The 25,303-nt window shown below is 50.3% G+C and carries 22 protein-coding genes; 16 read left to right on the top strand and 6 right to left on the bottom strand.

Annotated elements, in window-relative coordinates; all coding sequences use genetic code 11:
* The first annotated feature begins 11 nt into the window (after nucleotides 1-11).
* The 10 genes from murD to M0L20_RS06500 all read left to right on the top strand — a co-directional run bounded on the left by murD (nucleotide 12) and on the right by M0L20_RS06500 (nucleotide 11,692).
* Entirely contained in the window at nucleotides 12-1,364 is a 1,353-nt protein-coding gene (gene murD, locus M0L20_RS06545; protein WP_248476207.1) for a UDP-N-acetylmuramoyl-L-alanine--D-glutamate ligase, read from the top strand.
* A gap of 57 nt (nucleotides 1,365-1,421) precedes the next feature.
* Nucleotides 1,422-2,543, top strand: a complete 1,122-nt coding sequence (locus M0L20_RS06540) for an FtsW/RodA/SpoVE family cell cycle protein (protein WP_232560053.1) — start codon at nucleotides 1,422-1,424, stop codon at nucleotides 2,541-2,543.
* Between the two features lie 74 nt (nucleotides 2,544-2,617).
* Entirely contained in the window at nucleotides 2,618-3,730 is a 1,113-nt protein-coding gene (gene murG / locus M0L20_RS06535) for an undecaprenyldiphospho-muramoylpentapeptide beta-N-acetylglucosaminyltransferase (RefSeq protein ID WP_248476206.1), read from the top strand.
* A gap of 43 nt (nucleotides 3,731-3,773) precedes the next feature.
* Nucleotides 3,774-5,159, top strand: a complete 1,386-nt coding sequence (murC, locus tag M0L20_RS06530) for a UDP-N-acetylmuramate--L-alanine ligase (RefSeq protein WP_248476205.1) — start codon at nucleotides 3,774-3,776, stop codon at nucleotides 5,157-5,159.
* 37 nt (nucleotides 5,160-5,196) lie between these two features.
* Entirely contained in the window at nucleotides 5,197-5,970 is a 774-nt protein-coding gene (locus tag M0L20_RS06525) for a cell division protein FtsQ/DivIB (protein WP_248476204.1), read from the top strand.
* Entirely contained in the window at nucleotides 5,967-7,364 is a 1,398-nt protein-coding gene (gene ftsA / locus M0L20_RS06520; protein ID WP_232560049.1) for a cell division protein FtsA, read from the top strand. Before M0L20_RS06525 ends, ftsA begins: the two co-directional genes overlap by 4 nt.
* A 90-nt stretch (nucleotides 7,365-7,454) precedes the next feature.
* The gene (ftsZ, locus tag M0L20_RS06515; protein ID WP_232560048.1) at nucleotides 7,455-8,909 is read left to right on the top strand and encodes a cell division protein FtsZ; all 1,455 of its coding nucleotides are present in this window, start codon (nucleotides 7,455-7,457) and stop codon (nucleotides 8,907-8,909) included.
* 113 nt (nucleotides 8,910-9,022) lie between these two features.
* Entirely contained in the window at nucleotides 9,023-9,721 is a 699-nt protein-coding gene (locus M0L20_RS06510; protein WP_248476203.1) for a DNA alkylation repair protein, read from the top strand.
* 106 nt (nucleotides 9,722-9,827) lie between these two features.
* The gene (accD, locus tag M0L20_RS06505; RefSeq protein ID WP_248476202.1) at nucleotides 9,828-10,670 is read left to right on the top strand and encodes an acetyl-CoA carboxylase, carboxyltransferase subunit beta; all 843 of its coding nucleotides are present in this window, start codon (nucleotides 9,828-9,830) and stop codon (nucleotides 10,668-10,670) included.
* A 47-nt stretch (nucleotides 10,671-10,717) separates the two neighbouring features.
* Nucleotides 10,718-11,692 carry a radical SAM protein gene (locus tag M0L20_RS06500; protein ID WP_248476201.1) on the top strand — a complete coding sequence of 325 codons (975 nt, stop codon included), beginning with the start codon at nucleotides 10,718-10,720 and terminating at the stop codon, nucleotides 11,690-11,692.
* Between the two features lies 1 nt (nucleotide 11,693).
* Here M0L20_RS06500 and M0L20_RS06495 read toward each other — a convergent pair whose 3' ends face one another.
* Complete coding sequence (locus M0L20_RS06495) at nucleotides 11,694-12,812, bottom strand: T9SS type A sorting domain-containing protein (RefSeq protein WP_248476200.1); 1,119 nt, start codon at nucleotides 12,810-12,812, stop codon at nucleotides 11,694-11,696.
* Between the two features lie 105 nt (nucleotides 12,813-12,917).
* Here M0L20_RS06495 and M0L20_RS06490 point away from each other — a divergent pair, with 105 nt between their 5' ends.
* Nucleotides 12,918-13,733, top strand: a complete 816-nt coding sequence (locus M0L20_RS06490; protein ID WP_248476199.1) for an enoyl-CoA hydratase-related protein — start codon at nucleotides 12,918-12,920, stop codon at nucleotides 13,731-13,733.
* Nucleotides 13,734-13,747: 14 nt separating this feature from the next.
* Here M0L20_RS06490 and M0L20_RS06485 read toward each other — a convergent pair whose 3' ends face one another.
* The 4 genes from M0L20_RS06485 to M0L20_RS06470 all read right to left on the bottom strand — a co-directional run bounded on the left by M0L20_RS06485 (nucleotide 13,748) and on the right by M0L20_RS06470 (nucleotide 18,038).
* A complete protein-coding gene (locus tag M0L20_RS06485) occupies nucleotides 13,748-14,200 on the bottom strand; it encodes a nuclear transport factor 2 family protein (RefSeq protein ID WP_248476198.1) in 453 nt (150 codons plus the stop codon).
* A 62-nt stretch (nucleotides 14,201-14,262) separates the two neighbouring features.
* Nucleotides 14,263-15,603 carry a xylose isomerase gene (gene xylA, locus M0L20_RS06480; protein ID WP_232560041.1) on the bottom strand — a complete coding sequence of 447 codons (1,341 nt, stop codon included), beginning with the start codon at nucleotides 15,601-15,603 and terminating at the stop codon, nucleotides 14,263-14,265.
* Nucleotides 15,604-15,691: 88 nt separating this feature from the next.
* A complete protein-coding gene (locus M0L20_RS06475) occupies nucleotides 15,692-16,444 on the bottom strand; it encodes a hypothetical protein (protein WP_248476197.1) in 753 nt (250 codons plus the stop codon).
* 112 nt (nucleotides 16,445-16,556) lie between these two features.
* The gene (locus M0L20_RS06470; RefSeq protein WP_232560039.1) at nucleotides 16,557-18,038 is read right to left on the bottom strand and encodes a xylulokinase; all 1,482 of its coding nucleotides are present in this window, start codon (nucleotides 18,036-18,038) and stop codon (nucleotides 16,557-16,559) included.
* Between the two features lie 209 nt (nucleotides 18,039-18,247).
* Between M0L20_RS06470 and M0L20_RS06465 the strand changes: the two genes are divergently transcribed.
* Nucleotides 18,248-19,243 (top strand): bifunctional heptose 7-phosphate kinase/heptose 1-phosphate adenyltransferase, encoded by a 996-nt coding sequence (locus M0L20_RS06465; RefSeq protein WP_248476196.1) that lies wholly within the window; start codon nucleotides 18,248-18,250, stop codon nucleotides 19,241-19,243.
* 80 nt (nucleotides 19,244-19,323) lie between these two features.
* Here M0L20_RS06465 and hemE read toward each other — a convergent pair whose 3' ends face one another.
* Nucleotides 19,324-20,343, bottom strand: coding sequence for a uroporphyrinogen decarboxylase (hemE, locus tag M0L20_RS06460; protein WP_232560037.1), 1,020 nt, complete (start codon nucleotides 20,341-20,343; stop codon nucleotides 19,324-19,326).
* Nucleotides 20,344-20,446: 103 nt separating this feature from the next.
* Here hemE and M0L20_RS06455 point away from each other — a divergent pair, with 103 nt between their 5' ends.
* The 4 genes from M0L20_RS06455 to M0L20_RS06440 all read left to right on the top strand — a co-directional run bounded on the left by M0L20_RS06455 (nucleotide 20,447) and on the right by M0L20_RS06440 (nucleotide 25,250).
* Nucleotides 20,447-21,541, top strand: coding sequence for a glycosyltransferase family 4 protein (locus M0L20_RS06455; protein ID WP_248476195.1), 1,095 nt, complete (start codon nucleotides 20,447-20,449; stop codon nucleotides 21,539-21,541).
* 104 nt (nucleotides 21,542-21,645) lie between these two features.
* Complete coding sequence (locus tag M0L20_RS06450) at nucleotides 21,646-23,478, top strand: ABC transporter ATP-binding protein (RefSeq protein WP_248476194.1); 1,833 nt, start codon at nucleotides 21,646-21,648, stop codon at nucleotides 23,476-23,478.
* Between the two features lie 239 nt (nucleotides 23,479-23,717).
* Nucleotides 23,718-24,467: a ferritin-like domain-containing protein gene (locus tag M0L20_RS06445; protein WP_248476193.1), complete on the top strand. Its 750-nt coding sequence runs from the start codon at nucleotides 23,718-23,720 to the stop codon at nucleotides 24,465-24,467.
* Between the two features lie 12 nt (nucleotides 24,468-24,479).
* The gene (locus tag M0L20_RS06440) at nucleotides 24,480-25,250 is read left to right on the top strand and encodes a ferritin-like domain-containing protein (RefSeq protein WP_232560033.1); all 771 of its coding nucleotides are present in this window, start codon (nucleotides 24,480-24,482) and stop codon (nucleotides 25,248-25,250) included.
* Nucleotides 25,251-25,303 lie beyond the last annotated feature (53 nt).

The raw sequence follows: 25,303 nt of genomic DNA, 5'->3' as shown, positions 1-25,303 counted from the left end.
TTTAATTCATTATGGTAGCAAAGAAAATTGCGGTTCTTGGCGGAGGAGAAAGCGGAGTAGGGGCGGCCTTATTAGCCCAAGCAAAAGGGTTTGACGTTTTTTTGTCGGATAAGGGCTCTTTGAAAGAAAGCTACCGGGCTACGCTGCGAGCCGCTGGTATTCCGTTTGAAGAAGGAGAGCATACCGAAGAAAAGATTCTTGACGCTGTAGAAGTCGTGAAAAGCCCCGGCATTCCGGCAACGGTGCCGCTGGTGCAAAAGCTGAAAGCGCAAGGTACACCGGTTATTTCGGAGATTGAGTTTGCTGCTCGTTACACGAACGCCAAGCTGATCGGAATCACAGGCAGCAATGGAAAAACGACAACGACGCTGCTAATCTATCATTTGCTGAAAAAAGCGGGGCTAAATGTCGGACTGGCGGGCAACGTAGGCGATAGTTTTGCCGCTCAGGTGATCGACGGTTCGTTTGACTACTACGTGTTAGAGTTGAGTAGTTTCCAGCTGGATGATATGGTCGATACCCATCTCGATGTGATGGTGTTGCTTAATATTACACCTGATCACCTGGACCGATACGGCTACAACTTTCAGAATTACATCGATTCAAAATTCCGGATTTTACAGAACGCCCAGCCCAGTGATACATTCATTTACTTTGAGGAAAGTCAACCTATCCTTGATGAACTGGCGAAGCGTAATCCATCGGTAAATAAGCTGCCGATTTCGCTGCAAGCAACACCCAGTCCAGGTGGGTTCTTTCAGAATGGGCAGCTAACCGCAACATTGGGTGATTCATCGTTCCAGATGGCAATGACCAATACCACGCTCCGGGGACCACACAACGCTATCAATACGTTGGCGGCTGTACTGGCGGCCAAAGCGGTGGGTATTGACAACGAATCGATCACCGAAGGATTGAAAACGTTCCAGAATGCCGCGCACCGGCTCGAACCGGCTGGAACGATAAACGACGTTCAGTTTATCAATGACTCAAAAGCAACCAATGTAGACTCGGTATTTTATGCATTATCGAGCATGGAAGCACCAACAATCTGGATTGCGGGCGGTCAGGATAAGGGGAACGATTACAGCCAGCTGGACGAAGTGGTAAGCCGGAAAGTAAAAGCGTTGATTTGCTTAGGCATTGACAATCAGAAACTCATAAATTACTTCGGTAACAAGATACCCGCCATCTACGAAACGCAGCAGGTTGCGGACGCTGTGGCGAAAGGACTTGAATGGGCAAAGCCGGGAGATGCGGTACTGTTGTCGCCCGCCTGCGCTAGTTTCGATTTGTTTAAGAACTACGAAGACCGGGGGAATCAGTTTAAAGCCGCCGTTCAAAAATTAATCGATGAGGTCTAGCACAGGCCATAGTAAAATTTAGCAACCGTATCGTCTACATACTATCTTTTTACAATCATGGCCCTTCGCGACTGGATTCGTACGCATCTTAAAGGCGACCGCCAAATCTGGTGGATTGTGTTGTATTTATCGATCATGAGCGTACTGGTCGTATATAGTGCAACCGGTACAAAAGCGTTTCGGGAGTTAGACGGCAACACCGAGATTTTCTTGCTCAAGCATGGGTCATTGCTGATGCTGGGTCTGGTGTGTACTTATTTCGCCCACCGCATCAACTACATCTACTACGCCCGATTGGCAAAGTTCGGTTTATGGCTGTCCATCCCCCTGCTGCTGTGGGCTTTTTTTAAAGGATCGACCTTGAACGACGCATCACGCTGGGTTACGATTCCGATTATCAATCAGACCTTTCAACCGTCTGACTTAGCCAAACTAGCGCTTATTTCGAGCCTGGCGGCTATGTTGGCTAAGCGGCAACGGTTCATGAGCGACCCCAGCGTATTGATCAACATGATCTTCTGGATCGCGCTTATCTGTTCGCTGATTGTCCTGTCGAACACCTCAACTGCTTTGCTGTTGGGTGCGACCTGTTTTCTGTTGATGTACATTGGTCGGGTACCGGTTCGGTATCTGGCAATCATGGTGAGCGCCTGTATTGTCTTTGGCGGCATTGGATTATACCTGGGCCAGCGATTTGGTACGGCTACCAACCGGATCAAAAATTTTATGGACTCCGAATCGGTCGTCTATCAGGTTGAGCAGTCGTACATCGCGCTTGCTAATGGTGGTTTGACGGGGCAGGGACCCGGTAACAGTCACCAGCGAAACACCCTGCCGAACCCATTCTCCGACTTTATTTACGCGATCATTGTTGAAGAATACGGTTTGTTGCTGGGTGGTATTCCGGTCGTATTGGCTTACATCTGGTTTCTTTGGCGAGGGATCAAGGCCATACAAAAAACAACACGACCGTTTGGCGGGCTTCTGTCCGCTGGATTAACCTTTAGCATTGTCTTCCAGGCATTTGCCAGTATTTGCGTAGCCATTGGGTTAGCTCCGGTTACGGGGCAACCGCTGCCACTCCTTAGCATGGGGGGGACCTCATTGATCTTCACGGGATTAGCCATTGGTATTGTGCTGAGCGTCAGCCGGGACGAAGCCGACGAGAGTAAAATTTAGGTATTCGGTTTGGTATAGCGTGATAGACAGCCATGAGCTTGTATCCGCTAGCTGTAAACCGCAAACTGAACACTATGAGAATAATTATCAGCGGGGGCGGAACCGGCGGTCATATCTATCCGGCTATCGCGATTGCTAATGAATTGAAAACCATCGATCCAGCTACCGAAATTTTGTTCGTGGGAGCAGAGGGCAAAATGGAAATGGAAAAAGTACCGCGGGCTGGTTACCAGATCGTGGGGTTACCGGTTGTCGGCATTAAGCGAGAACTGACGCTCGCTAATCTGGCTTTCCCGTTCAAATTGGGCCGGAGCTTTCTGCGGGCGCAGCAGATTGTACGCGACTTCCAACCCGATGCGGCTGTTGGCGTCGGTGGTTACGCGAGTGGGCCGTTGCTGCTGGCTGCGTCGATGAAAGGAATTCCCACGCTCATCCAGGAACAGAATTCGTACGCTGGTATAACCAATAAGGCCTTAGCGCGGTGGGCGAAACGCATCTGTGTGGCCTATCCGGGGATGGAGGCTTTTTTTCCGGCAGATAAAATTAAATTAACCGGCAACCCAGTTCGTAGCGATATTCAGTTTGCCGATACGCAAGCCGATGCCGGACGAAACCTGTTCGGATTGGAGCTGGGCCGACCGACCCTGCTGGTGATTGGCGGCAGCCAGGGAGCCAGAACCCTGAACGAAAGCCTGGAGTCTGGTCTTCAACGCTTTGTCGATGCGGGTGTGCAGGTCGTCTGGCAAACGGGTCCCGCTTTTATTGAACGGGCCAGAGCCGCTGTTGCCTCGGTTGGGTCCCCCTTAATCAAGGCGTACGATTTCATTTACGAGATGGATAAAGCCTATGCGGTAGCCAATGCCGTCGTCTCCAGAGCGGGTGCCTTGTCCGTTTCCGAACTTTGTTTAGTGGGTAGACCCGCCATTTTGGTACCTTTGCCGACCGCTGCCGAAGATCACCAGACGAAAAACGCGATGAGCCTGGTCGAGCGTAAAGCGGCTTTGCTGGTCAATGACCGTACTGCTCGTGAAGAACTCGTAACGGCGGCCCTGAGTTTGCTGGACGATTCGGCTCAGCGCCAACAATTAAGCGAAGCCATCAAAACGCTGGCAAAGCCTAATGCTGCCCGCGACATTGCCCAGGAAGTAATTCATCTCACGGGGTCAAGTAAAAAGGTGGCTCGATAAATACGAACAAGAACCGGCACCGGTCTGGACCAGACCATAACGTATGACTTTAGATCAATTTAAATACATTTATTTCCTCGGTATTGGAGGCATTGGGATGAGCGCGTTAGCGCGCTGGTTTCGCGTGAACGGTTACGAAGTCGCCGGTTACGATAAAACGCCTACTGCGCTGACATCGGCTCTACAAACCGAAGGAATCAGTATTCATTTTCTGGAAGACGTTGAGCAGATTCCGGTCGCTTTTCGCCAAAACCCAGCGGAGACGCTGGTCATCTACACGCCTGCCGTTCCTAAAACGCATCAGGAGTACGTTTATCTGACGGAAAGCGGATTCACGCTGCAAAAACGTTCGCAGGTGCTGGGGCTTTTGGCCGGTCAGATGAAAACCATTGGCGTGGCTGGAACGCACGGGAAAACAACAACATCGTCGATGGTGGCGCATATTCTGCGTCATTCGGGTGTCAACTGTGCGGCTTTCCTGGGCGGTATCACCAATAATTACGGTACTAATTTTCTGCTTAACGAACCCGCCGACGATCTTCGTTCAGTGGTGTGCGTGGTCGAAGCCGATGAGTTTGATCGTTCGTTCCTGACGCTTTTTCCCCATCTGGCCATTGTGACCTCAACGGACGCCGACCACCTTGATATTTACGGCGCCCATGAGGCTGTTCTTGAATCATTTGGCTTATTCGTTAGCCAGATTGAGCCAGACGGTACCCTGTTCATGAAAAAAGGATTATCACTGGTCGACAAAACAAAAGCAACGGTTCAGGAGTATTCCCTTCAGGAAGGTGATTACCACAGCCAGAATCTAAGGATCGAAAACGCAGCATTTGTGTTTGATCTAGCGCATCCAAATGGCACCATCACCGATATTCAACTGATCGTACCGGGATTTCATAACGTAGAAAACGCTGTAGCAGCTAGTGCCGTGGCCTTAAAGCTAGGTGTATCTGCCGACGCAATCCGCGCTGCGCTGAATACGTACCAGGGAGTCCGTCGTCGGTTTGAATATATTCTTAAAACGGATCAAGCCGTGCTGATCGACGACTATGCGCATCACCCCGCAGAGGTCAGCGCATTTTTATCGTCGGTCAAAGCATTATACCCCGATCGTGAATTGACGGCTATTTTTCAGCCGCACCTGTACAGCCGCACCCGCGATTTTGCGGAAGGTTTTGCAGAAAGTTTGTCACTGGCCGATCATGTGATCTTGCTGGATATTTACCCAGCGCGCGAATTGCCAATTGAGGGCGTATCCTCTGAATTGATTTTTAGCAATATTCAAGCTAAAAGCAAACGGCAAAGTACCAAAGCGGAACTAGTAGACGTTGTGCGAGAGATGAAATCTACGTTGCTTGTAACCATAGGTGCCGGTGATATAGATCAAATGTTACCGTACTTGAAAGAGGTCCTAAAAGACCAATAGATAAAAATATCTGGATAACGACTTAGCTTATACACAGATGTTTTCTACCTTTAAATCAATCAAGAAGCGATTATTCGCAATTGGTGGACTTTTAGTGCTACTTAGCCTAATCGCCTTTACCGAGATTAAGCATAGGCAGAAACGAGTACAAGCCGTCGTTATACATATTGATCAGATCGACGGACACTCATTTCTTACCAGGAAGGACGTTACTGGCTATCTGACAAACGAAGGAGCTGACCCGGTAATCGGTAAAGTGTATAAGGAGCTGAATTTTCACCAGTTGGAAGAACGGCTGCGCCGACACGGATTAGTAAACAGCTGTCAGATTTCTCGTGACCTGACAGGTGACCTACTCGTCACAGTCGAGCAGCCTCGACCGTTAGCCCGGTTGATTGCTTCAGGTGATGGTGTACAGACGGTTGCGGGCCAATACGTGAGCGAAGAAGGACGGTTTTTCCCGATTTCGATGAACTATTCGGCGCGTGTACCTGTATTGACCGGCGATTATTTTGTCAAAAATCGTTCACTGGCGAGTGAGCGAAACCGGCCACTGCTAGAATTGCTTAAACGGATTCGCGATGATCCGTTCTGGCGTGCTCAAATCACGGAAGTTTCTGTGGATGGGCAGGGTGAGGTGAGGATGTGGCCGCAGATGGGCAACCACCAGATTGAATTGGGAACACCGACCGATCTGGAGGCCAAGTTTAAGAAATTGAAATTGTTTTATACAGACGTTCTACCCGCCAAAGGTTGGGACCGATACAGCCGGGTGAACGTTCAATATCGAAATCAAATCGTGTGCGAATGACGACGACAAGCATTGGCGACAAAATTGTGGTAGGTCTGGACATCGGCAGCACGAAAGTGTGTGCGGTGGCAGGCCGTGTAGTGCGTAATAACAAAGATCAGGAAACGCTCGAAGTATTGGGCGTAGGTGAAACACCGTTAGCTGACGGAGTAACAAAAGGGTCGGTTGTGAATGTGAACAATACGGTAAGCGCTATTCGGCGGGCCGTATCCGAAGCGTCGAATCAGTCGAACCTGAATATTCATTTGGTCAATGTAAGCTTTAGCGGGGCGCACGTTTTATCTGTTAAATCAACTGGTAGCATCACCCGCTCGTCGTCGGGCGATGAAATTCAGTCGGAGGATATCGATCACCTGTTAAGTGATATGTATCGGACATCGATTCCTGCTGATAAAGAGATTATTCATGTGTTACCAATGGACTTTGTGGTTGACGGCGAAACAAATGTCAACCAGCCCGTTGGTCGCAATGGTGTTAAGCTTGGTGCTGATTTTCAGTTGATTACGGCGCAGGCGAATGCTGCTCGAAACGTTCGCAAATGCATCATGCGGAATAACCTTCAGCAGGAAACCATGATGCTGTCTCCGCTAGCGTCCGGCCTGGCGGTATTGACCGACGAAGAAAAGGATGCGGGTGTAGCTCTGGTGGACATTGGCGGAGGAACTACCGAACTGGCAATTTATTACCGGGGTGTATTACGGCACGTTGCGGTATTTCCCTGGGCGGGTAACAGCCTGACTGCTGATATACAGTCGGGTTGTAAAATCATGCCTGATCAGGCCGAGCAGTTGAAAAAGCGGTTTGGCAATGCTAATCCTGGCGAATACAACATTAACGAAGTGGTAGCTGTACCGGGTCTGAGCAATCGGAAACCCAAAGACGTTTTGCTCAAAAACGTAGCCACCATCATTGAAGATCGCTTACGGGAGATTGCTGCCCTGGTACAGGCCGAAATTATTCGGGCTGGTTACGAAGGAAAGCTGCTGGCTGGTATCGTGCTGACTGGAGGAACTGCTCTGGTACCGGGTGTTGAACAAATTTTTAGCCGTGTCACCGGGACAGAAGCAAAAGTCGGGTATCCCGAACATCTGGAACCGAATGGCCGCGCTGATCTGGTGGGCGATCCAGCGTATGCTACTGCCGTTGGCTTAGTTTGGGCCGGATACAAAACCATTGATAACCGTATATCGTTTATCAGCGACCCGGCTCGGGCGGCATACATTGAAGAACAGACACCTGCACCTGTCCGACCGCCTTATGGCAATCCAGTAATGAGCGGTCGTGATAAAACGCCCGAAAAGGAACCTCCTCCAGCACCCAAGAAAGGAGGGCTACTAAGTTGGCTTAGAGAAGCTCTTCAGCCAATTCGGGGCAGCGAAACTGATCCGTATTAATTGTAAGGGTTAGGGGTAACTGGTGACAAGCCAGTTTAATTGTATACAGGCAGTTTTGTTAATTTACACAAAAAGATACCATCGAATAAGATGCTGAGTCAGGGCTATAGATTCGAAATACCAGATGACAATCCAACCATAATCAAGGTTGTGGGCGTAGGCGGCATGGGCGGAAATGCGGTCAAGCACATGTATAACCTTGAGATGAAGGATGTAAACTTCGCCGTTTGTAATACGGATCGCCAGGCTCTGATGAGTAATCCTGTGCCGACCAAATTACAACTGGGTGATGGACTGGGAGCCGGTACCGAGGCTAAAGCCGGTGAAGATGCGGCCCGGGCCAGCATTGAAGAAATCCGTAACCTGCTGGCTCCGCCAACCAAAATGGTTTTCATTACGGCAGGTATGGGTGGCGGTACAGGTACGGGTGCGGCTCCGGTCGTAGCCGAAGTGGCGCGGGAAATGGGGCTACTAACGGTAGCCGTTGTTACTGCTCCTTATTACTTTGAAGGAACTGATAAGAAAGAACAGGCACGAGAAGGGATTGAAAGGCTAAAGAAAAGCTGCGATACTGTTCTCGTTGTCCTTAACGATAAGCTTGCGGAGCTATACAGTGAACTAACCTGGACGGATGCTTACGCGCATGCCGATGACGTGCTGGCTAACGCAGTAAAGAGTATTGCGGAAATCATCACCACTCAAGGGGATATCAACGCTGACTTTGCCGACGTTAAGAAAGTGCTGGAAAGCGCCGGGCAGTCGGTGATGGGCTCTGCCGAAGCGAGTGGTGAAGACCGGGCGGTTAAGGCCATTGAAGCGGCTCTTAATTCGCCTTTGCTCAACGATCACGACATTCGGGGTGCCAAGCGAATTCTGCTTACTATTTCGTCGAGTAAGGAACACGCCATGAAGCTGAAAGAGCAGATGGCTATTTCGGAGCACGTTGCCAAGAAAATTCAGGCCGAAGCCCGGATGTTTAAGTTCGGTGCTATTACGGATAAAAATCTGGGCGAAAGTCTGCGCGTAACCATTATTGCGGCCGGGTTCGACGGTACAAACGCGCTGATGGAGCAGCTCAAAAGCCCGGTAGAGCCTGAAGCAGAAGAAGCGATTGTACCGGAAGAAGTTGATGAGTCGGGCACTACCGTAGAAGATGCACTGGCGCAGGACCAGGCGTTGCCAGTGGACGAACTAGAGCCTGTTGAAGCGGAAGCCGAGGTTGCTGCTCCGGAGCCGGTAACGATGACCGCGAAAGTTGATGAGCGGCAATTGACACCGACCAGCCTGAACGGAACGACCATTATCAGACCTGAGCCAATCAATGGGTTTCACCCAACGCATGATGACGGCGGAACCTTAGTGTTGGATGACGAAGAACGGTACGATGACGCTGAACTGATCCGACGTACTATCGATACATTTATGAAGGGGCAGTATTCTGCCTCCGATCTTGACCGGCCAACGTTTGAGCGCAACAAAACGGTATTGTACCAAATGCCGATGTTACCCGAAAACGAATTTGTACGGTCGAAGCTCAACGATTAGTTGCGTTTCAAGAAAAGCAAAAGGGCTCTCTATTTAGAAAGCCCTTTTGCTTTTTAAGCCTATGAGATAAGTAAGCTTAATCAGCTCAAACCCATAAAGCTGCTCAAAAAAACGTGACTTACGCCGACATAAAAAAGGCTATTCTGGATCAGGCCGATGCGGAGCGCGCCATTATATTGGCTGGTTTCTTTAAAACAAAACCCGGCCAGTACGGTGAACGTGACCAGTTCTTGGGGCTGTCGATGCCTCAGCAACACGCTATCGCGAAGCTGTATTTACATTGCCCGACTGAAGAGGTGGAAAACCTACTGCACGAGCCATTTCACGAAATGCGGATGGTTGGCTTGTTGATTTGGGTCTATCAGGCTCGAAAAGCGGGTCCTGTACAGCAGCAAGTTTTGATGGAGCATTATCTGACCAATCGACGGTATGTCAACAACTGGGATTTGGTGGATGTAACCTGCCCGCATCTTGTTGGGCGGCCTTTGCTGCAAAATGATCGTTCCATACTGTATGATTTAGCCCGTGAAGATCACCTGTGGAGCCAGCGGATTGCCATTGTTTCGACGTTTACGTTTATTCGGGCGGGGCAGTTTGCCGACACATTTGCCATTGCGGAGTTGTTATTAGCGCACAAACATGATCTTATTCACAAAGCAGTTGGCTGGATGTTACGAGAAGTTGGCAAACGAAATACGGAAGCGCTTGACGAATTTTTACACGATACTGTTCGCCAAATACCGCGTACAACCCTTCGTTATGCCATCGAGAAGTTCGAACCAGCCCGGCGGAAGTATTATCTAACGCTGTAAATGGGAGAATTGGTCGTTGGTCTTCGTATCTTTACGCTTTATATTGGCACTGTCAACTAAAAAACTGGTCTGCCTGACGGCAAGCTATCAACTGTAAACTTAGACTATGTCTTGGTTCGTCCGAAAAGATAAGGGTATTCAGACCCCAACCGAACTGAAGCGGGAAGCTCCCGACGGTCTGTGGTATCAATGCCCAAACTGTAAAAAAGTAATGCACACGCGCGAGCATAAGCTTAACGCGTACACCTGCGTTCATTGTAATTATCACGAAAAAATCGGTTCGGAGGCTTATTTCTCGATCCTCTTCGATGAGAACGAATTTACCGAACTCGACGAAAACATGACTTCCGGCGATCCGCTGAAGTTTGTCGATACAAAGGCGTATCCGGATCGGATCAAAACAACCATTGCCAAAACGGGCTTGAAAGACGCTGTTCGTACGGCTTATGGCCCGGTAAATGGCCGGACCGTCACGATGGCGGTGATGGATTTCAACTTTATCGGTGGTTCGATGGGGTCGGTTGTCGGCGAAAAAATTGCGCGGGCCATTGATCATGCCATTCGGAATAAAACACCGTTCCTCATGGTTTCTCGGTCGGGGGGAGCGCGGATGATGGAAGCAGGCTTCTCGCTGATGCAGATGGCCAAGACGTCCGCCAAGCTAGCGTTGCTGTCCGAAGCTAAACTGCCGTACGTATCGCTGCTGACCGACCCAACAACGGGTGGCGTCACGGCTTCGTACGCTATGCTGGGCGATTTCAACATTGCGGAACCGGAGGCATTAATTGGTTTTGCCGGCCCACGGGTTATTCGGGAAACCATTGGTAAGGATCTTCCTAAAGGATTCCAAAGCGCCGAGTTCGTACTTGATCATGGCTTTCTGGATTTCATCGTTGACCGGAAAGACCTGAAAGAAAAGCTAACTAACCTGTTCCGAATGCTGGAATAGTCTGGGAGAGGGGATGTGCTAGTACCCCGTGCTCCCCGTTTCCTAACATGCGTATCGTTTCTCATCCGGTTTTGTGCAATTACTACGTGACGTACCGCTGTAACGCCACCTGTAGTTTTTGCGATATATGGGAGCGGCCTTCGCCGTACGTTACGCTGGAAAATGCACGACAAAATCTGCGTGATCTAAAGAAATTAGGGGTTCGGGTGGTTGACTTTACGGGTGGCGAACCGCTGCTGCATCGTCAACTGCCCGAACTGCTTCAGGAAGCCAAGAAGCTAGGGCTTATCACTACCGTTACAACGAACGGGCTCCTGTATCCCAAATACGCCGAACGGCTGCGGGGTCTGGTCGACATGCTTCACTTTTCGCTCGATTCGCCCGTCGCTGCCGAGCACGACCAATCGCGCGGTGTGCGTTGCTTCGACAAGGTAATGGAGTCAATTAAGCTCGCCCGACAACTGGGCGAACGGCCTGACATTCTGTTTACGGTGTTTGAACGAAACGTGTCCCAAATTCGGCAGATGCGCGACGAAATCTGTCTGCCCAACGATCTGGTACTGATCTTAAATCCGGTCTTTGATTACAATTCGGTCGAAACGGGTAGCTTATCCAACCATGCGCTCAATGAGTTGTCGTGGTGGGGAGGTCAGAAAAACGTTTACCTGAACGACGCGTTCGTGCAACTTCGCCTTGACGGAGGCAATCACATCGACAAGCCCGTTTGTAAAGCGGGCAGTACCACGCTGGTTATTTCTCCTGAGAATAAATTAGTCCTTCCCTGCTATCATCTGGGCCTGAAAGACTTTGCTATCGATGGACAATTGTATGATCTGTATCGCTCCAGCGAAGTACAACAGCTAGTAGCGCTGGAAGGAAGATTACCTGCCTGCGAGGGCTGCGTGATCAACTGCTATATGCAGCCTTCCTTTGCCGTAGAAGTCAATAAATACTGGTGGAAAGCCTTGCCCAGCACGCTTAAGTACAATTGGGTAAAAGGCACCTGGAAACAACTGTTTTAGTTTACTTCTTAAGAATTTTCTGAACCATTACCCGGCCCGCTATTGTCGCCTGAAGCAGATATACACCCGGTGAAAGGCTACCCATCCCAATAACCTGTTCGTGCTGACGAGCCGCTTCGCGGAAGGCTATTTCGTGCAATTTTCGTCCGCCAGCGTCGATTAGCTGAAGCGAAACCGTACTCGGATTACTGGTTTGTATCAGTACCTGCAAGCGATCTTCGACTGGATTTGGGAACACCGAGAACGATACATCTTCATCGCGGTATTCAGGCAACCCCGTAACGACTGTTCCTGTCAGGGCCGGTTCATACGGTGGAATAACGCTGGGCGTACCGGGTCTGTCAACGACAATCAACGGAATTTCTTCGAGTGTCTGGCTGATCAACACACCGTTGCGGTATTCGCTCACCGTGATCGCTACGCTAAAGTAGCCCTGTTGTGTTGGCGCGTCCCAAATAAGCTCACCGGTTCGGCTGTTTAGCTTAAAGGTACCTTGACGAGAAAGGTCATTCGGGAATTGATAGGCTGTCACTGCACGATATGTACAGCCAGTACCGGACGCACTGGTCAGCGGTCGAGTCAGGGCATATACCAGGCTGTCGCCTTCAGTGTCTGTCGCTTGTAACGATAATGTAGCTCGCTGATTTAGCCCTATTGTAAAATTAGTTAGGGAAACAGATAAGTTTGGCGTCTGGTTTGAGAGGCCGGTGGTTAAAAAAGTCGTTGAAAGCGTAAGGGGCTCCTGTTCCGTAGAGCTGTTAGGAATGTTAAGGGATGGAGTTCGGTTCACGATGGCAGTTGACACGGTGTATGTGCCAGGACCCGAATAAGTGTGAACCATTCGATACGTATTAACGCTATTTTCTTTGTTCGTAGATAGAATTCGGCTTTGCCGAAATACCTCCGCGCTTTGCCCATCACCAAAGCATAAGGACAAACTACTCATCGCACTAGCGGCAGCGGTACCTCGTATTTCGTCCAAATACAGTGTTGCTGTTATTTCGTACGTTAGCGTCGAGCCAGCAACTGGTTTTACCTGAATGTAGCCGCCGAGCAGGTGAGTTGCGTAGGACATGCGGATGCTACAAACCACGAGGAGCAGAATCGTAATTGTTTTCATGGAAGGTTGAGCGTTGGCGTTGTTATTCGAATAACTCGTAAGGCTTACATTCTTGTATAGTTGAAAAGTGAATGTTTTTAAACGGTATATTTCAATTCTTTCATCATGATATATACGGCCTGTCAAGTCACTCAGTTGCCCGTCAACGGCTTTCGATACCTGATCACCTCGTTTGAGGATCATGTGATGACCATCACGCTCAACCGGCCTGAAAAGAAAAATGCATTGCATCCGCCCATGCTCCATGAGTTGGCATTTGCGTTGGCTTACGCCCATCATACACCCGAGGTCTGGATCGTTGTATTAGCCGCATCCGGCGACACGTTCTGCGCCGGAATGGATTTGAAAGCATTATCGGTGGGCGATACGGAACAAGCTACTGTGCCCGCGCCGTCCGGCCCGGTTCGCCTAGGCGAGTTGATGGCTCAGTTGTGTAAACCATGCATTGCGCGGGTACAGGGTCCGGTATACGCAGGCGGTTTTCTGTTGGTAGGAGCAAGTACGTACGTTGTTGCTGCGGAGTTGGCTACGTTTAGTTTGCCAGAGGTAAAACGAGGTTTATTCCCGTTTCAGGTGATGGCTGTTTTGCTCGATATAATGCCCGCCCGAACGGCGCTCGATCTGTGCCTGCGCGCTCGAACACTTTCTTCTACTGAAGCACTGGCGTTCGGACTGGTAACAACCCTTGCAACGGCTGCCGAGCTTGACGCTACTGTCACCGGTCTTTTGGATGAGTTAAAGCAATTGTCGCCAACGGCGATGCAGTATGGTTTACGAGCCTACCAACAACTAAAAAGCCTGCCGTCTAGTGAACAGCAAGCTTACTTATACGAACAGTTTGGACAGCTTCAGCAGACACCGGATGCTAAAGAGGGGATGGCTGCTTTTCTGGAAAAACGAAAACCGAACTGGAAGCCGTAGGTACTGTCAATTGGTTAAGGACAATTCTGTTTTCGGCGGGTGTCGATGATCGTTTGAATCTTCCAGGTACCCGCCAGCTTGACCAGCGTAAAGGCATTCACACCACAGTGACTTTGCTGGCCGTTGTAATAAAACGAGTAGGGCGTCCAGGCAGTAGCCAGTTCGCCGTCAATTTTAATTTCCATGCCCGATAAGCGTTCGTCCAGCGCACCGGCTTTCGCTTTGCCAACAGACGATATAAATTGAGCGATCGCTTCATCCTGCACGGATACGTTTCCCTGCTTATTAACGACGGTTTGTAATCGGGCACCCGGCGCAAAAACAGTTTTAAGCATTGTCGAGTCAGCTTTTTTCATGCCTTCGAACAACTGATTGACCGACACCCGAACGGCTGATTCGTCGGGGTTAGTCTGTGCAATAGCCGAACCACAAATAAAGGTTATTAGAAGAAGCGGTACGATCTTCATAAAGCGTACGGGTAAGTAAAATGCTGGGCGTACAACGCGTTGCACGCCCAGCAGGCTATTGGCTAAATGTACTGATTAACAATCATCTCGTAAAGCTCCTGCTTGCCGCTGACCTGCTTCGGTTCGCCGTTGTTCAAGGCATATTCGCGCAAATCTTCCAGCGTCAGCTCACCTTTCTCGAAACGGGCACCTTCAGCGCTGTCGTAGCTTGCGTAGCGGTCGGCGCGCATTTGTTTGTATTTCGATTTATCCAGAATGGCTTCAGCGGCAATCGCGGCCCGCGCGAAGGTGTCCATACCGCCGATGTGAGCGATAAAGAGATCTTCCAGATCGGTAGAATTCCGACGGGTTTTAGCGTCGAAGTTGACACCGCCCGACTTCAGACCACCCGCTTCCAGAATGACCAGCATCGCTTCGGTTAACTCGTACACATCTACCGGGAACTGGTCGGTATCCCAACCGTTCTGGTAGTCGCCCCGGTTCGCATCAATCGAACCCAGCATGTTGTTGTCGGCAGCTACCTGCAATTCGTGCGCGAAGGTATGGTTTGCCAGTGTAGCGTGGTTAGTTTCCAGGTTCAGCTCGAAATCGTCCTGCAAGCCAAAACGGTTCAGGAAGCCGACAACCGTAGCTGCGTCGAAATCGTACTGGTGCTTGGTCGGCTCCATCGGCTTGGGTTCGATGTAGAACGAACCGGTGAAGCCTTGCTTCCGGGCGTAGTCCCGGCTGATTTGCAGAAACTTACCCAAATGTTCCTGCTCGCGTTTCATGTTGGTGTTCAGTAGCGACATGTAGCCTTCGCGACCACCCCAGAATGTGTAACCGCGTCCGCCTAGTTCGATGGTTGCGTCAATGGCGTTCTTAACCTGCCAGCCACCGTGAGCCAGCACGTGGAAGTCCGGATTGGTTGACGCCCCGTTCATGTAGCGCTCGTGCGAGAACAAATTAGCCGTACCCCACAACAGCTTAACACCACTGGCAGCCTGCTTTTGCTTGGCGTAGTCGACAATGGCGCGGAAGTTTTTTTCGAATTCGGCGTTTGAATTGCCTTCGGGAGCGACATCGACATCGTGGAAGCAGTAGTACTCCATGCCGATTTTGGTGATAAACTCGAAGGCAGCATCCATCTTATCATGGGCAGCCGCCAGCCGATCCGAGTTTTCGTCCCAGGGAAAGTGTTTAACGCCAGGGCCGAAAGGATCGCCACCGGTACCACAGAAGGTATGCCAATAAGCGGTAGCGAACCGGAACAGATCTTTCATGGGCGTACCCAGGATAGGCCGGTTTGCATCGTAAAATTTAAAAGCCAGCGGATTGTCCGATTCGCGACCTTCAAATTGAATCGGTTTTTCAATAAACGGGAAATAAATTTTTTCGCCGAGGGTTAAGTTCGTACCAGACATGCTTTATTGGGTTTTAAGAAAAATTACTCCCAAAGGTCAGTAGCGCTTGGGATTATAGCAACTCTAATAAAAAGAAGAATAGGGTTTCTTACTGCTGTAGCGGGATGGGTACGTAAAAACCATCCGGCTTGTTAAAAATAAGGGTTTGGGAATAACTCCCGTCAGACTGCCGTACTGGTCCGGAAACAAGTTGATTATACGGCATCACTTTTACATCGGATGCCCAGAACTGGGTGTCAATATGAAATTCCGTTTTAAAATCCTTATCGGTTGACAAGGTAAGGTAGTTGCGGAACGTCAAAGGCGATTGGTCATCACCGTACGTAAACGTATTGATATTGACGGGCTTTTTGCGGTCGGGGTTCCATTTCGGTTTTTCCTGCACAACGGCTGGTGTACCCGATAAACGCAGCGCACCGTTGGGAACAACGACAAACCGGTTTTTTTCAATCCGGGTTTTAGGCGGAATAAAACTTACCGGGTCTTCCCTGGAGATGATACCACTGGTTGATCGGACCGAATAGCGGCTGTACGGATTACCGCTGGACGTTAACTGAACATTGGCTACGTCGCGCCAGTAATCAATTTTTTCCTGACCAATGATCAGAGATGACCGCTTCCAGTCGATGTAGAGCGGTTGATTCAGTTTATTGGTCACGGATACATGCATCCGACCACGCTCACTGGAAAAGTCGTACTGTAACGTCAACGTATCGTTATCCAGAACCAGTCCTTTGGTGGTTGGCATAACGTTGTTACCCCGTAGCGTAACGACCTGAACGTTGCGCGTACAGCCTGTCAATAGGGCCATGCCTAAAAGTAAAGCGGGTAAAGATTTCATGGTAGTAGGATAGTATCGGCTATGTTTACGAAGCGTAGGCTTAAGTAAATAACGTCAGAGAACGATTCTACTCTGTTTCGGCTAGCTATCGTCAAAATTCGCTCTGTTTGGATTAGCTACGGGCCAACGTCTCTAACCAGCGACCATAGGCGTCCCGATAACCTTCCTGAGCGCGCATATCGGGCTCAATAGTTTTGACCACATGCAAGCCCGCGAATGCTTCCTGCGCGTTTTTGTAATAGCCGAGTCCTAACCCTGCACCCCGAGCGGCTCCCTGAGCACCATCCGTATTGTATAGCTCGATAGCCGCTCCAGTCAGATTGGCGAGGGTATCGCGGAAAAGGGGACTCAGGAACATATTTGCTTCGCCCGCCCGGATAGTTTGTAGGCCAACCCCTACGCTTTCCATAACCTGAATACCGTAATAGAACGCGAATACGATTCCTTCCTGAGCCGCCCGGATGAAATGGGGTAAACCATGTCGCGTTAGTTGCAGCCCGTGAAACGAAGCTCCTAAATCCGCATTTTCGAGAATACGTTCGGCACCATTTCCAAACGGCAAACAGATGAGACCATCGGCTCCAACGGGCGCTTCGTGCGCCAGCACGTTCATCTCGTCGTACCCGATCGACCGGCGCAGGACCTGGTTGCGTAACCAACTGTTCAGAATGCCCGTACCATTGACACACATCAGGACGCCGTATCGGGGAGCTGCGCTGGTGTGGCTGACGTGAAGAAACGTATTAACCCGAGATTTTGGATCGTAGCTGAGCTGATCACTAACACCATACACAACACCCGACGTTCCGGCAGTGGCCGCAATCTGGCCTGGTTCCAGTACGTTCAGGGAGAACGCATTGTTGGGTTGGTCACCAGCGCGGTAGGTAACGGGTGTACCAGCCGCAAGACCGAGTTCGCTGGCTGCCGATGCCGTAAGCTCACCCTGTGGCGCAAACGTTGGTTTAAGGGTTGCCATTAGTGACGAATCGAACCCGTAATAATCGAGTAGAAACTGTGCTGGTTGATCTGCCTGAAAATCCCAGAGTACACCTTCCGACAAACCTGAGGCTGTCGTTACGATCTCGCCGGTCATCCGAGCCGCCAGATAATCGCCGGGAAGCATAAATTTATGGACTTCGGCGTACACGTCAGGTTCGTTCGCTTTCACCCAGGCAAGTTTGGCCGCTGTGAAATTGCCCGGTGAGTTCAGCAGGTGTTGAAGCGTGCGGTCATGGCCGAGATCATCGAACGCCCGATTGCCGAAGGGAACCGCCCGGCTGTCGCACCAGATAATGGACGGACGCAGTACGTTAAATGCTTTGTCAACAACGACCAGCCCGTGCATCTGGTACGAAATGCCGATGGCTTTCACGTCTTCAGGCCGGACATTGGCTTTCTGTAAAACGGATTTACTGGCCAGACAAGCGTTGATCCACCAGTTTTCGGGCTGCTGCTCGGCAAAGCCCGGCTGGGGCGCTTCAATCGCCATTTCGGTTTGGGGGAAAAAAGCGGAAGCCACCGCTGTACCACTTTCGGCGTTAACGAGAGACGCTTTAACGGACGAACTACCTAAGTCGAAGCCAATAAAATACATGAAATCAGGGTTGAGGTTTATCGTTTTCGAAAAATCAGCCTAAGCTGCTATGTGTAGCTATGGATAAATCAACGAAAACATTTTTCGATGCAAAATACGCAATCCGTACAGACATTAACACAGTGCCACTACCTCAAACTAAGCAACTCATTTCGAAAAGCAGGTGCGATTTTTGTTTCTTTGTACCCTGAAACAAGCCCATTGCGCCTATGAGTCCGGTCCTGGATATGACCATCGACGAACTGTTCGACCAATTCGATAAACTCCGCGTCCTGATTATAGGCGATGTCATGCTCGATTCTTACGTGTGGGGGCGCGTTGAGCGTATCTCTCCCGAAGCACCCGTACCCGTCGTTACGGTTGACCGGCGTGAATTGCGGCTTGGCGGAGCGGGCAACGTATTGCTGAATGTACAGGCTTTGGGAGCCGAAGCAATTATCTGTTCGGTCATTGGAACCGACGAACCCGGCGACCGGCTTGTTGGTGAACTGTGCGACCGGGGGTTGAACTGCGACGGACTTATTCGCAGCGCCGAGCGAATCACGACCATCAAGGAACGGATCATTGCGAGTTCGCAACAAATCGTACGGGTCGATACCGAAACTGACAAATACATCACTACCAACGAGCGCAGCCAGCTAATCAACAAGATAAAAGAACTGATTCCGACCTGTCACGTCGTTATTTTCGAGGATTACGATAAAGGCGTTCTGAGCGAAGAATTGATTACCGAAGTTACCGATTTTGCGAATGCGCAGGGGGTTCCGACGGTCGTTGACCCAAAGAAACGAAATTTTCTGTCGTACCGAAATACGACATTATTTAAGCCAAATCTGAAAGAATTACGCGAAGGATTAAAGCTCGAATTTGACGTAGATAACGCCAATGAGTTCGGGTCGGCTGTCGACGAGTTGAAAACGAGACTGAACGTAAAAGGAGCGTTGATCACGCTTTCGGAACGGGGCGTATTTATTGACTTCAACGGTGAAAAGCACAAACTGCCTGCTCATATCCGGAAGATTGCCGACGTGTCGGGGGCGGGCGACACCGTCATCAGCATTGCCGCCTGTTGCGTAGCCCTGAAACAATCACCTGCTATCATCGCCGGATTATCCAATTTAGGCGGAGGGCTAGTTTGTGAATCCGTCGGCGTAGTACCGATTGACAAAACGCAATTAAAAGAAGAAGCCAAAGAATGCCTGTAACGTGGAGATCCTGTCCGCAGAGAAGAGAACGGGTTAGAATGAAGCCCAAAATCTATTCACCTGCGGACAGGATGTCCACGTTACATTTCTTTTACGGCATCCACGAAGCAACGCGCCTTGTCGGGATCTGTATCCGGATAAATGCCGTGGCCCAGGTTGGCAATGTAATGCTGGTGCCCGAATCCGTCAAACATACGCTTGACTTCGGCGCGTATCTGCGCAAAATCGGCGTAAAGAACACACGGATCTAAGTTGCCTTGCAGCACGCGGTCTGGAATCAATTGGCGGGATTCGTGCGGGTCCATGTTCCAGTCCAAACCAACCACATCGCAACTCAACTGACCGATTTCCTGCCGGGCAAAAAAAGCGCCTTTTGCAAAGACCGTTATGGGCACATCGGTAATCAGATCACAGATTTGTTTGAGGTAAGGCAACGAGAACGTCCGGTACTGTTCAGGCGAAAGAATACCCGCCCACGAATCAAAAAGCTGCACCAAATCGGCACCTGCCCGTATCTGGGCCTGCAAATAAGCAATCGTACTGTCGGTAATCTGCTGAAGCAAGGCGTGGGCAAAATCAGGGTCGGTATACAGCAGCTTCTTCGCTACCGAAAACGTCTTGGAACCCTTACCTTCGGTCATATAGCAAAAAATAGTGAACGGTGCTCCGGCAAAACCGATCAGCGGTACCCGGCCATTCAGCTCTTTTTTGGTCAGCTTGATCGCATCCAGTACGTAGCCCAGGTCACTTTCTGCATCGGCGACGCGCAACCGGCTTAAGTCGCTCATCGTGCGAACCGTTTCCGGAAAAACGGGTCCCCGACTTTCGATCATCTCATACGGAAGGCCCATGGCTTCGGGTATGACCAAGATATCGGAGAAAATGATAGCCGCATCAACGCCGAACGCATCGACCGGTTGGATCGTTACTTCAGCCGCCAGCTCGGGCGTTTTGGCCAGCGTAATAAAACTGCCTGCCCGCTCCCGGACAGCTCGGTATTCGGCTAGCACACGACCTGCCTGCCGCATCATCCAAACCGGCACGCGCTCGGTTAATTCGCCCCGCGCCGTGCGGAGAAATAAGTCATTTTGTAAAGTCATGGTACAAAGATAGGCTTGAACAGCGATTCGTCTGATTATCCTAATTAGTCTGACTAATTTTGTGCTTTCTTAGTTATCAAATTTTGTTAGAGGGAAACATCGGATGCCTTCACTTTTTATTGACGCCGAACGGTTACGTGATTTAAATAGCGGTCTTGGTCAGGTCTGTCTGCACTTAGGGCATGAGTTAGTTCGCCAGCGTCCTGACTCATGGAATATAACCTTTCTGGTGCCCAAAGGGCAGGCCGGAGTTTTTGGCGATTCCGTCGATTACATTGAAGCATCGTGGCAGCGTAAACTCTGGATTCCTCCTCACCCTAAAGTGGGCCGGTATGATGTTTGGCACTGTCTGCACCAGGATTCGGTATACCTGCCCATACGGTCAAAACTGATGCTGACGATTTATGATTTAAATTTTTTGGAACGAGCCGACTATTCGGTTGAAAAAAAAGCGCGTAAACTGGCGCGGCTTCAGCGTAAAATTGACCGGGCTACACTGCTGACGGCTGGGTCGGCCTATACGGCTTCGGTGGTGCGGGAGCATTTGCGCATTCCCGAAACGTTACCGTTCAAAGTCGTGTATACCGGTGTTGCTGTTAGCGAGCAGGATGTACAACCCGATGCGCCACAACCGGCTTTTCTGACCGGCGATGACAAACCGTTTTTTCTGTTTGTGGGCGTTATCCATCCGAAGAAAAACGTTCATACGCTGCTGCCGCTTCTCGAAGCGTTCCCGGATTACCGACTGGTATTAGCCGGACCGGATCGGCATCCGTATGCGCAGCATATTCGCGAACAGGCGCAGAAGCTCGGCGTTGCTGATCGACTCGTCATGCCCGGCCCAGTCGATGAAGCTACCAAACTGTGGCTCTACGCGCATTGCGACGCGTTTCTGTTTCCGTCGCTGTCCGAAGGATTCGGTTTGCCGGTAGCCGAAGCCATGACCTTTGGCAAGCCTGTGTTTATTTCTGATCTAACCAGTTTGCCCGAAGTAGGCGGTAAAGAAGCGTACTACTTTGAAAATTTTGAACCAGAAAGTATGGCGAAACTGATCCACGACGGACTTCACGATTTCGGTCAGAACCCGTTACGGCAGGAGCGATTGCGCCGGCGGGCCGCCAGTTTTAGTTGGCCGAACGTAGCCAGTGAGTACTGGAACCTGTACAAAGGCATCGTGGCCGGAGAACAGTTCGTATAAGCGGTAAGCCATTGATGCGAAAGCGGGGCGTCCCGAAAGGACATCAATGCACAGCCGGTCACGCTAATCCTGTAAATCCCGGTTCATACTAGTTTGTGTAAGCCATGAAAACATACCTTCGATTACTTTCTTTTGCCAAGCCGCTAGGCCGCTTTCTTGCGCCGTTTGTGCTAACGTCCCTGTTCGCCAGCGTGTTCGGCGTATTGAATTTTACGCTGCTGATTCCGTTGCTGAGCATTCTGTTCAACCAGGTGAATCCAGCGCAGATGCAAAAATTTTTGAGTCAGCCAGCGCCAACGTTGACAACATCGCCTACGGCAGCATTCAACTACTATTTCGCCCAGGTTTATGAGCAATACGGGAAGATTGGTACGCTTCAATTCGTCTGCGGTGTCATTGTCCTGTCGGTACTGCTCAGCAATGTGTTCAAATATTTGTCGGTCAGGCAACTGGAGTCGTTCAAGGCGCGCATGGTAGCCAAGCTGCGGGAGACTGTATTCGGTCAGACGCTTCAATTGCACCTGGGATTTTTTTCCAATGAGCGAAAAGGAAACCTTATTTCCCGCATCACCACCGACGTACAGGAAGTCGAAAATTCGATTGCCAACTCGCTTTCGGCAGCCTCGAAAGAAGTATTTCTGCTGATCGGCTACATCATTGCGTTGTTGAGCATTTCGGTGAAGCTGACCTTATTTGCCATCATTGTCATCCCCATTTCGGGCGGTTTTATTGCCACGTTGGTTCGTAAAATGAAGCGTGATGCGCAGGAAGGTCAACAACGGCTGAGCGGTCTGGTGAGTTTGCTGGACGAAACCTTCGGGGGAATGCGCGTGGTGAAAGGCTTTGTGGCCGAAGGATTCATCATGGATAAATTCCAGCGCGAAAACGAAGGATACCGGCATGCGGTGCGGTCGCTGGCAAACCGGCGTGAACTGGCTTCGCCTTTCTCGGAAGTTATGGGCGTAGCTGTCGTTGCTGGTATTCTGTTGTACGGTGGCACGCTGGTATTGAGCGGGCAGTCGGATCTGATGGCGTCTGAATTTATTACCTACATCGCTATTTTTTCGCAGGTAACACGCCCTGCCAAAGATATTTCGAATGCGTTTAGTGGATCGCAGCGGGGCCTGGCTTCGGGCGAGCGGGTGCTTGAGCTAATCGATACAATTCCTGTCGTTCAGGATAAACCGGGTGCGGTAAAATTGGGTGATTTCCAGCAAAGTATTTCGGTCAGGAACGTATCGTTTGCTTATAACGCCGATACGCCGGTTTTGCGTGATGTTACCTTTGACCTGCCCAAAGGCAAAACGATTGCGCTGGTCGGGGCGTCGGGTGGCGGAAAATCGACCATCGCCGACTTGGTTCCCCGCTTTTACGATCCAACCGGCGGACAAATTTTAATTGATGGCGTCGATCTACGCGATTGTACGATGGAATCCCTGCGGGCGCAGATGGGTATCGTGACTCAGGAAAGCATTTTGTTCAACGACACGATTTTCAACAACATCGCATTCGGTAGTGTGACTACAGAAGCCGACGTGATGGAAGCCGCCCGGATTGCCAATGCCCATGAGTTTATCATGGCCCAGCCGGACGGTTACCAGACGGTTATCGGTGACCGGGGCGGAAAACTGTCGGGAGGGCAGCGGCAACGCATCAGCATCGCCCGCGCTATTCTAAAAAATCCACCGATTCTTATTCTCGATGAGGCCACTTCGGCGCTTGATACCGAATCCGAAAAGCTGGTTCAGGAAGCGTTAACGCGTTTGATGGCTAACCGGACAACGCTTGTTATTGCCCACCGACTCAGCACGATTCAACATGCCGACGAAATTTTGGTGGTGAATCAGGGACGTATTGTTGAACGGGGGCGGCATGATGAGCTACTGACGGTAGATGAAGGCTTTTACCGCAAGCTGAGCACCATGCAAAATGTATAAAAGTGTCGCTATGGAATGGTGTTGCTTACAGCGAGGTATGTAATTTACCGATATTTTTTTGCATTAAATTACTGTTGAAAATTGTTATTAAGCGGTTGTTTTGGTGCCACTTGATCAAATAACTTCAAATTAGCCCGAAAATATTTCAGAAGCCGAAAACCGTAGGGTGCATTTCCGCGTAGTTAGTGTCAGTTTCTCGATGACCGGGAAATAACTCCACTAAACAGTTAATACACTCAATGGAAAAACTACCAAACGACCCAACGGTAACCCCGCAGGGCCTGACCGGTAAAGCCTCGGCCGCTCTCGGACGCCGTGTGTTTATGCGCTACCTCGGCGCTACTGCAGCAGCAGGTGTTGTACTAAGTGCTTGTCACGATCAAGTTGTTGATCCAACTGCGGCTAGAGGTTCAGCTCGCGCCGGAGAAGCCATCGACTTGGGTGATATCGGTTCCAAAGACGTAAACGTGCTGAACTATGCGTACGCTCTGGAACAACTGGAAGCCGCTTTCTACTCAGAGGTGATCAAAATGCCTTACATGGGTATGAACGGGTATGAAAGAGCCATTCTGATGGAGATCCGCGATCATGAGATCATCCACCGCGATTTGTTTAAAGCGGCTCTGGGCAGCGCAGCCATCCCTGGTTTGACGCCGAACTTTAGCAGCATCAACTTTAACAGCCGTGAGTCGGTTCTAGGTACAGCGCGCGTTTTCGAAGCAATTGGTGTTTCTGCTTACAATGGTGCTGGTAAATACATTACAACGCCTGACTATCTGATACTTGCTGGTAAAATCGTTTCAGTAGAAGCGCGTCATACCGCCATCATCAGTGAACTGATCAAACCACAGACCATGTCTTTTGCCGGTGACGATATCGTTGCGGCTGCTTCTGGACTCGGTGAAGCTCGGACGCCGGAAGAAGTGTTGACACTCGTTCGGCCTTATGTTCAAGAAATTCTTAATGGTAAAAACGGACGTCGTGCATAACCACCAATAGCCATGAATCTACAAAACATACTTAATGAAATTGAGAAGGTTGATGCTGACGTATTCGAACGGGTAGCGCATGTATCTCGTCGTCACGTTTTCCAAAACCTACTCAAAAAATCAATCAAAGCCGCAGCACCCGTAGCGTTGGGTGCGGTCTTGAACAACGCATACGCCCAGAACAGCTCTGTCGCTGACGTACTTAACTTCGCGCTGACGCTCGAATATTTGGAAGCCGAATTCTACAATCGTGGTCTGGCCACCGGTGGTCTGATTACGGGTATGGAAGGATGGAACACGTTCCAGCAGATTGCCAAGCACGAAAACGCACACGTAGCGTTGCTGAAATCGGCTCTTGGTAGTGCTGCTATTATGAAGCCTAACTTCGACTTCACAGCCAAAGGTGCTTTCCCAGATACGTTCTCGAACTACCGGACGTTCCTGACGCTGGCTCAGGCTTTTGAAGATACGGGTGTTCGTGCTTACAAAGGCCAGGCTGGTAACCTGATCAGCGCACCAGACGTGCTGACAATCGCGCTACAGATTCACTCGGTAGAAGCGATGCACGCAGCCAAAGTTCGCTACCTGAACGGTGGTCGTGGATGGATCGTAGGTGCTGAAGGAGTACCAGCTGCTGTCTATGCGGGTGAAGACGTTCGCATGCAGGGTGGTGTAGATCTGGTGGAACTGACCAAACAAAACGTAAACCGCGTCACGGAAGCATTTGACGAGCCGCTCACGAAAGCACAGGTGTTGGCGATTGCTACCCCGTTCTTAGCGTAAATTAGTGGAGTTAGTAGTAAGTTGGGGAGTTACCGGTCAATTTCGGTTAACTC

This window comes from Spirosoma liriopis, assembly GCF_023196085.1.
GTDB lineage: Bacteria > Bacteroidota > Bacteroidia > Cytophagales > Spirosomataceae > Spirosoma > Spirosoma oryzicola.
Note: the sequence above shows the minus strand (reverse complement) of the source record. Positions and strands in the feature narration are given on the sequence as shown.

Excerpts from the sequence above, each read along its gene's own strand:
- accD (WP_248476202.1), top strand. The coding sequence starts at position 9,828 with ATGTCTTGGTTCGTCCGAAAAGATAAGGGTATTCAGACCCCAACCGAA.
- xylA (WP_232560041.1), bottom strand. The coding sequence starts at position 15,603 with ATGTCTGGTACGAACTTAACCCTCGGCGAAAAAATTTATTTCCCGTTT.
- M0L20_RS06490 (WP_248476199.1), top strand. The coding sequence starts at position 12,918 with ATGATATATACGGCCTGTCAAGTCACTCAGTTGCCCGTCAACGGCTTT.
- murG (WP_248476206.1), top strand. The coding sequence starts at position 2,618 with ATGAGAATAATTATCAGCGGGGGCGGAACCGGCGGTCATATCTATCCG.
- hemE (WP_232560037.1), bottom strand. The coding sequence starts at position 20,343 with ATGACTTTACAAAATGACTTATTTCTCCGCACGGCGCGGGGCGAATTA.
- M0L20_RS06445 (WP_248476193.1), top strand. The coding sequence starts at position 23,718 with ATGGAAAAACTACCAAACGACCCAACGGTAACCCCGCAGGGCCTGACC.
- M0L20_RS06495 (WP_248476200.1), bottom strand. The coding sequence starts at position 12,812 with ATGAAAACAATTACGATTCTGCTCCTCGTGGTTTGTAGCATCCGCATG.
- M0L20_RS06470 (WP_232560039.1), bottom strand. The coding sequence starts at position 18,038 with ATGTATTTTATTGGCTTCGACTTAGGTAGTTCGTCCGTTAAAGCGTCT.
- M0L20_RS06465 (WP_248476196.1), top strand. The coding sequence starts at position 18,248 with ATGAGTCCGGTCCTGGATATGACCATCGACGAACTGTTCGACCAATTC.
- M0L20_RS06475 (WP_248476197.1), bottom strand. The coding sequence starts at position 16,444 with ATGAAATCTTTACCCGCTTTACTTTTAGGCATGGCCCTATTGACAGGC.
- ftsZ (WP_232560048.1), top strand. The coding sequence starts at position 7,455 with ATGCTGAGTCAGGGCTATAGATTCGAAATACCAGATGACAATCCAACC.
- ftsA (WP_232560049.1), top strand. The coding sequence starts at position 5,967 with ATGACGACGACAAGCATTGGCGACAAAATTGTGGTAGGTCTGGACATC.
- murC (WP_248476205.1), top strand. The coding sequence starts at position 3,774 with ATGACTTTAGATCAATTTAAATACATTTATTTCCTCGGTATTGGAGGC.
- M0L20_RS06455 (WP_248476195.1), top strand. The coding sequence starts at position 20,447 with ATGCCTTCACTTTTTATTGACGCCGAACGGTTACGTGATTTAAATAGC.
- M0L20_RS06485 (WP_248476198.1), bottom strand. The coding sequence starts at position 14,200 with ATGAAGATCGTACCGCTTCTTCTAATAACCTTTATTTGTGGTTCGGCT.
- M0L20_RS06440 (WP_232560033.1), top strand. The coding sequence starts at position 24,480 with ATGAATCTACAAAACATACTTAATGAAATTGAGAAGGTTGATGCTGAC.
- M0L20_RS06540 (WP_232560053.1), top strand. The coding sequence starts at position 1,422 with ATGGCCCTTCGCGACTGGATTCGTACGCATCTTAAAGGCGACCGCCAA.
- murD (WP_248476207.1), top strand. The coding sequence starts at position 12 with ATGGTAGCAAAGAAAATTGCGGTTCTTGGCGGAGGAGAAAGCGGAGTA.
- M0L20_RS06450 (WP_248476194.1), top strand. The coding sequence starts at position 21,646 with ATGAAAACATACCTTCGATTACTTTCTTTTGCCAAGCCGCTAGGCCGC.
- M0L20_RS06525 (WP_248476204.1), top strand. The coding sequence starts at position 5,197 with ATGTTTTCTACCTTTAAATCAATCAAGAAGCGATTATTCGCAATTGGT.
- M0L20_RS06500 (WP_248476201.1), top strand. The coding sequence starts at position 10,718 with ATGCGTATCGTTTCTCATCCGGTTTTGTGCAATTACTACGTGACGTAC.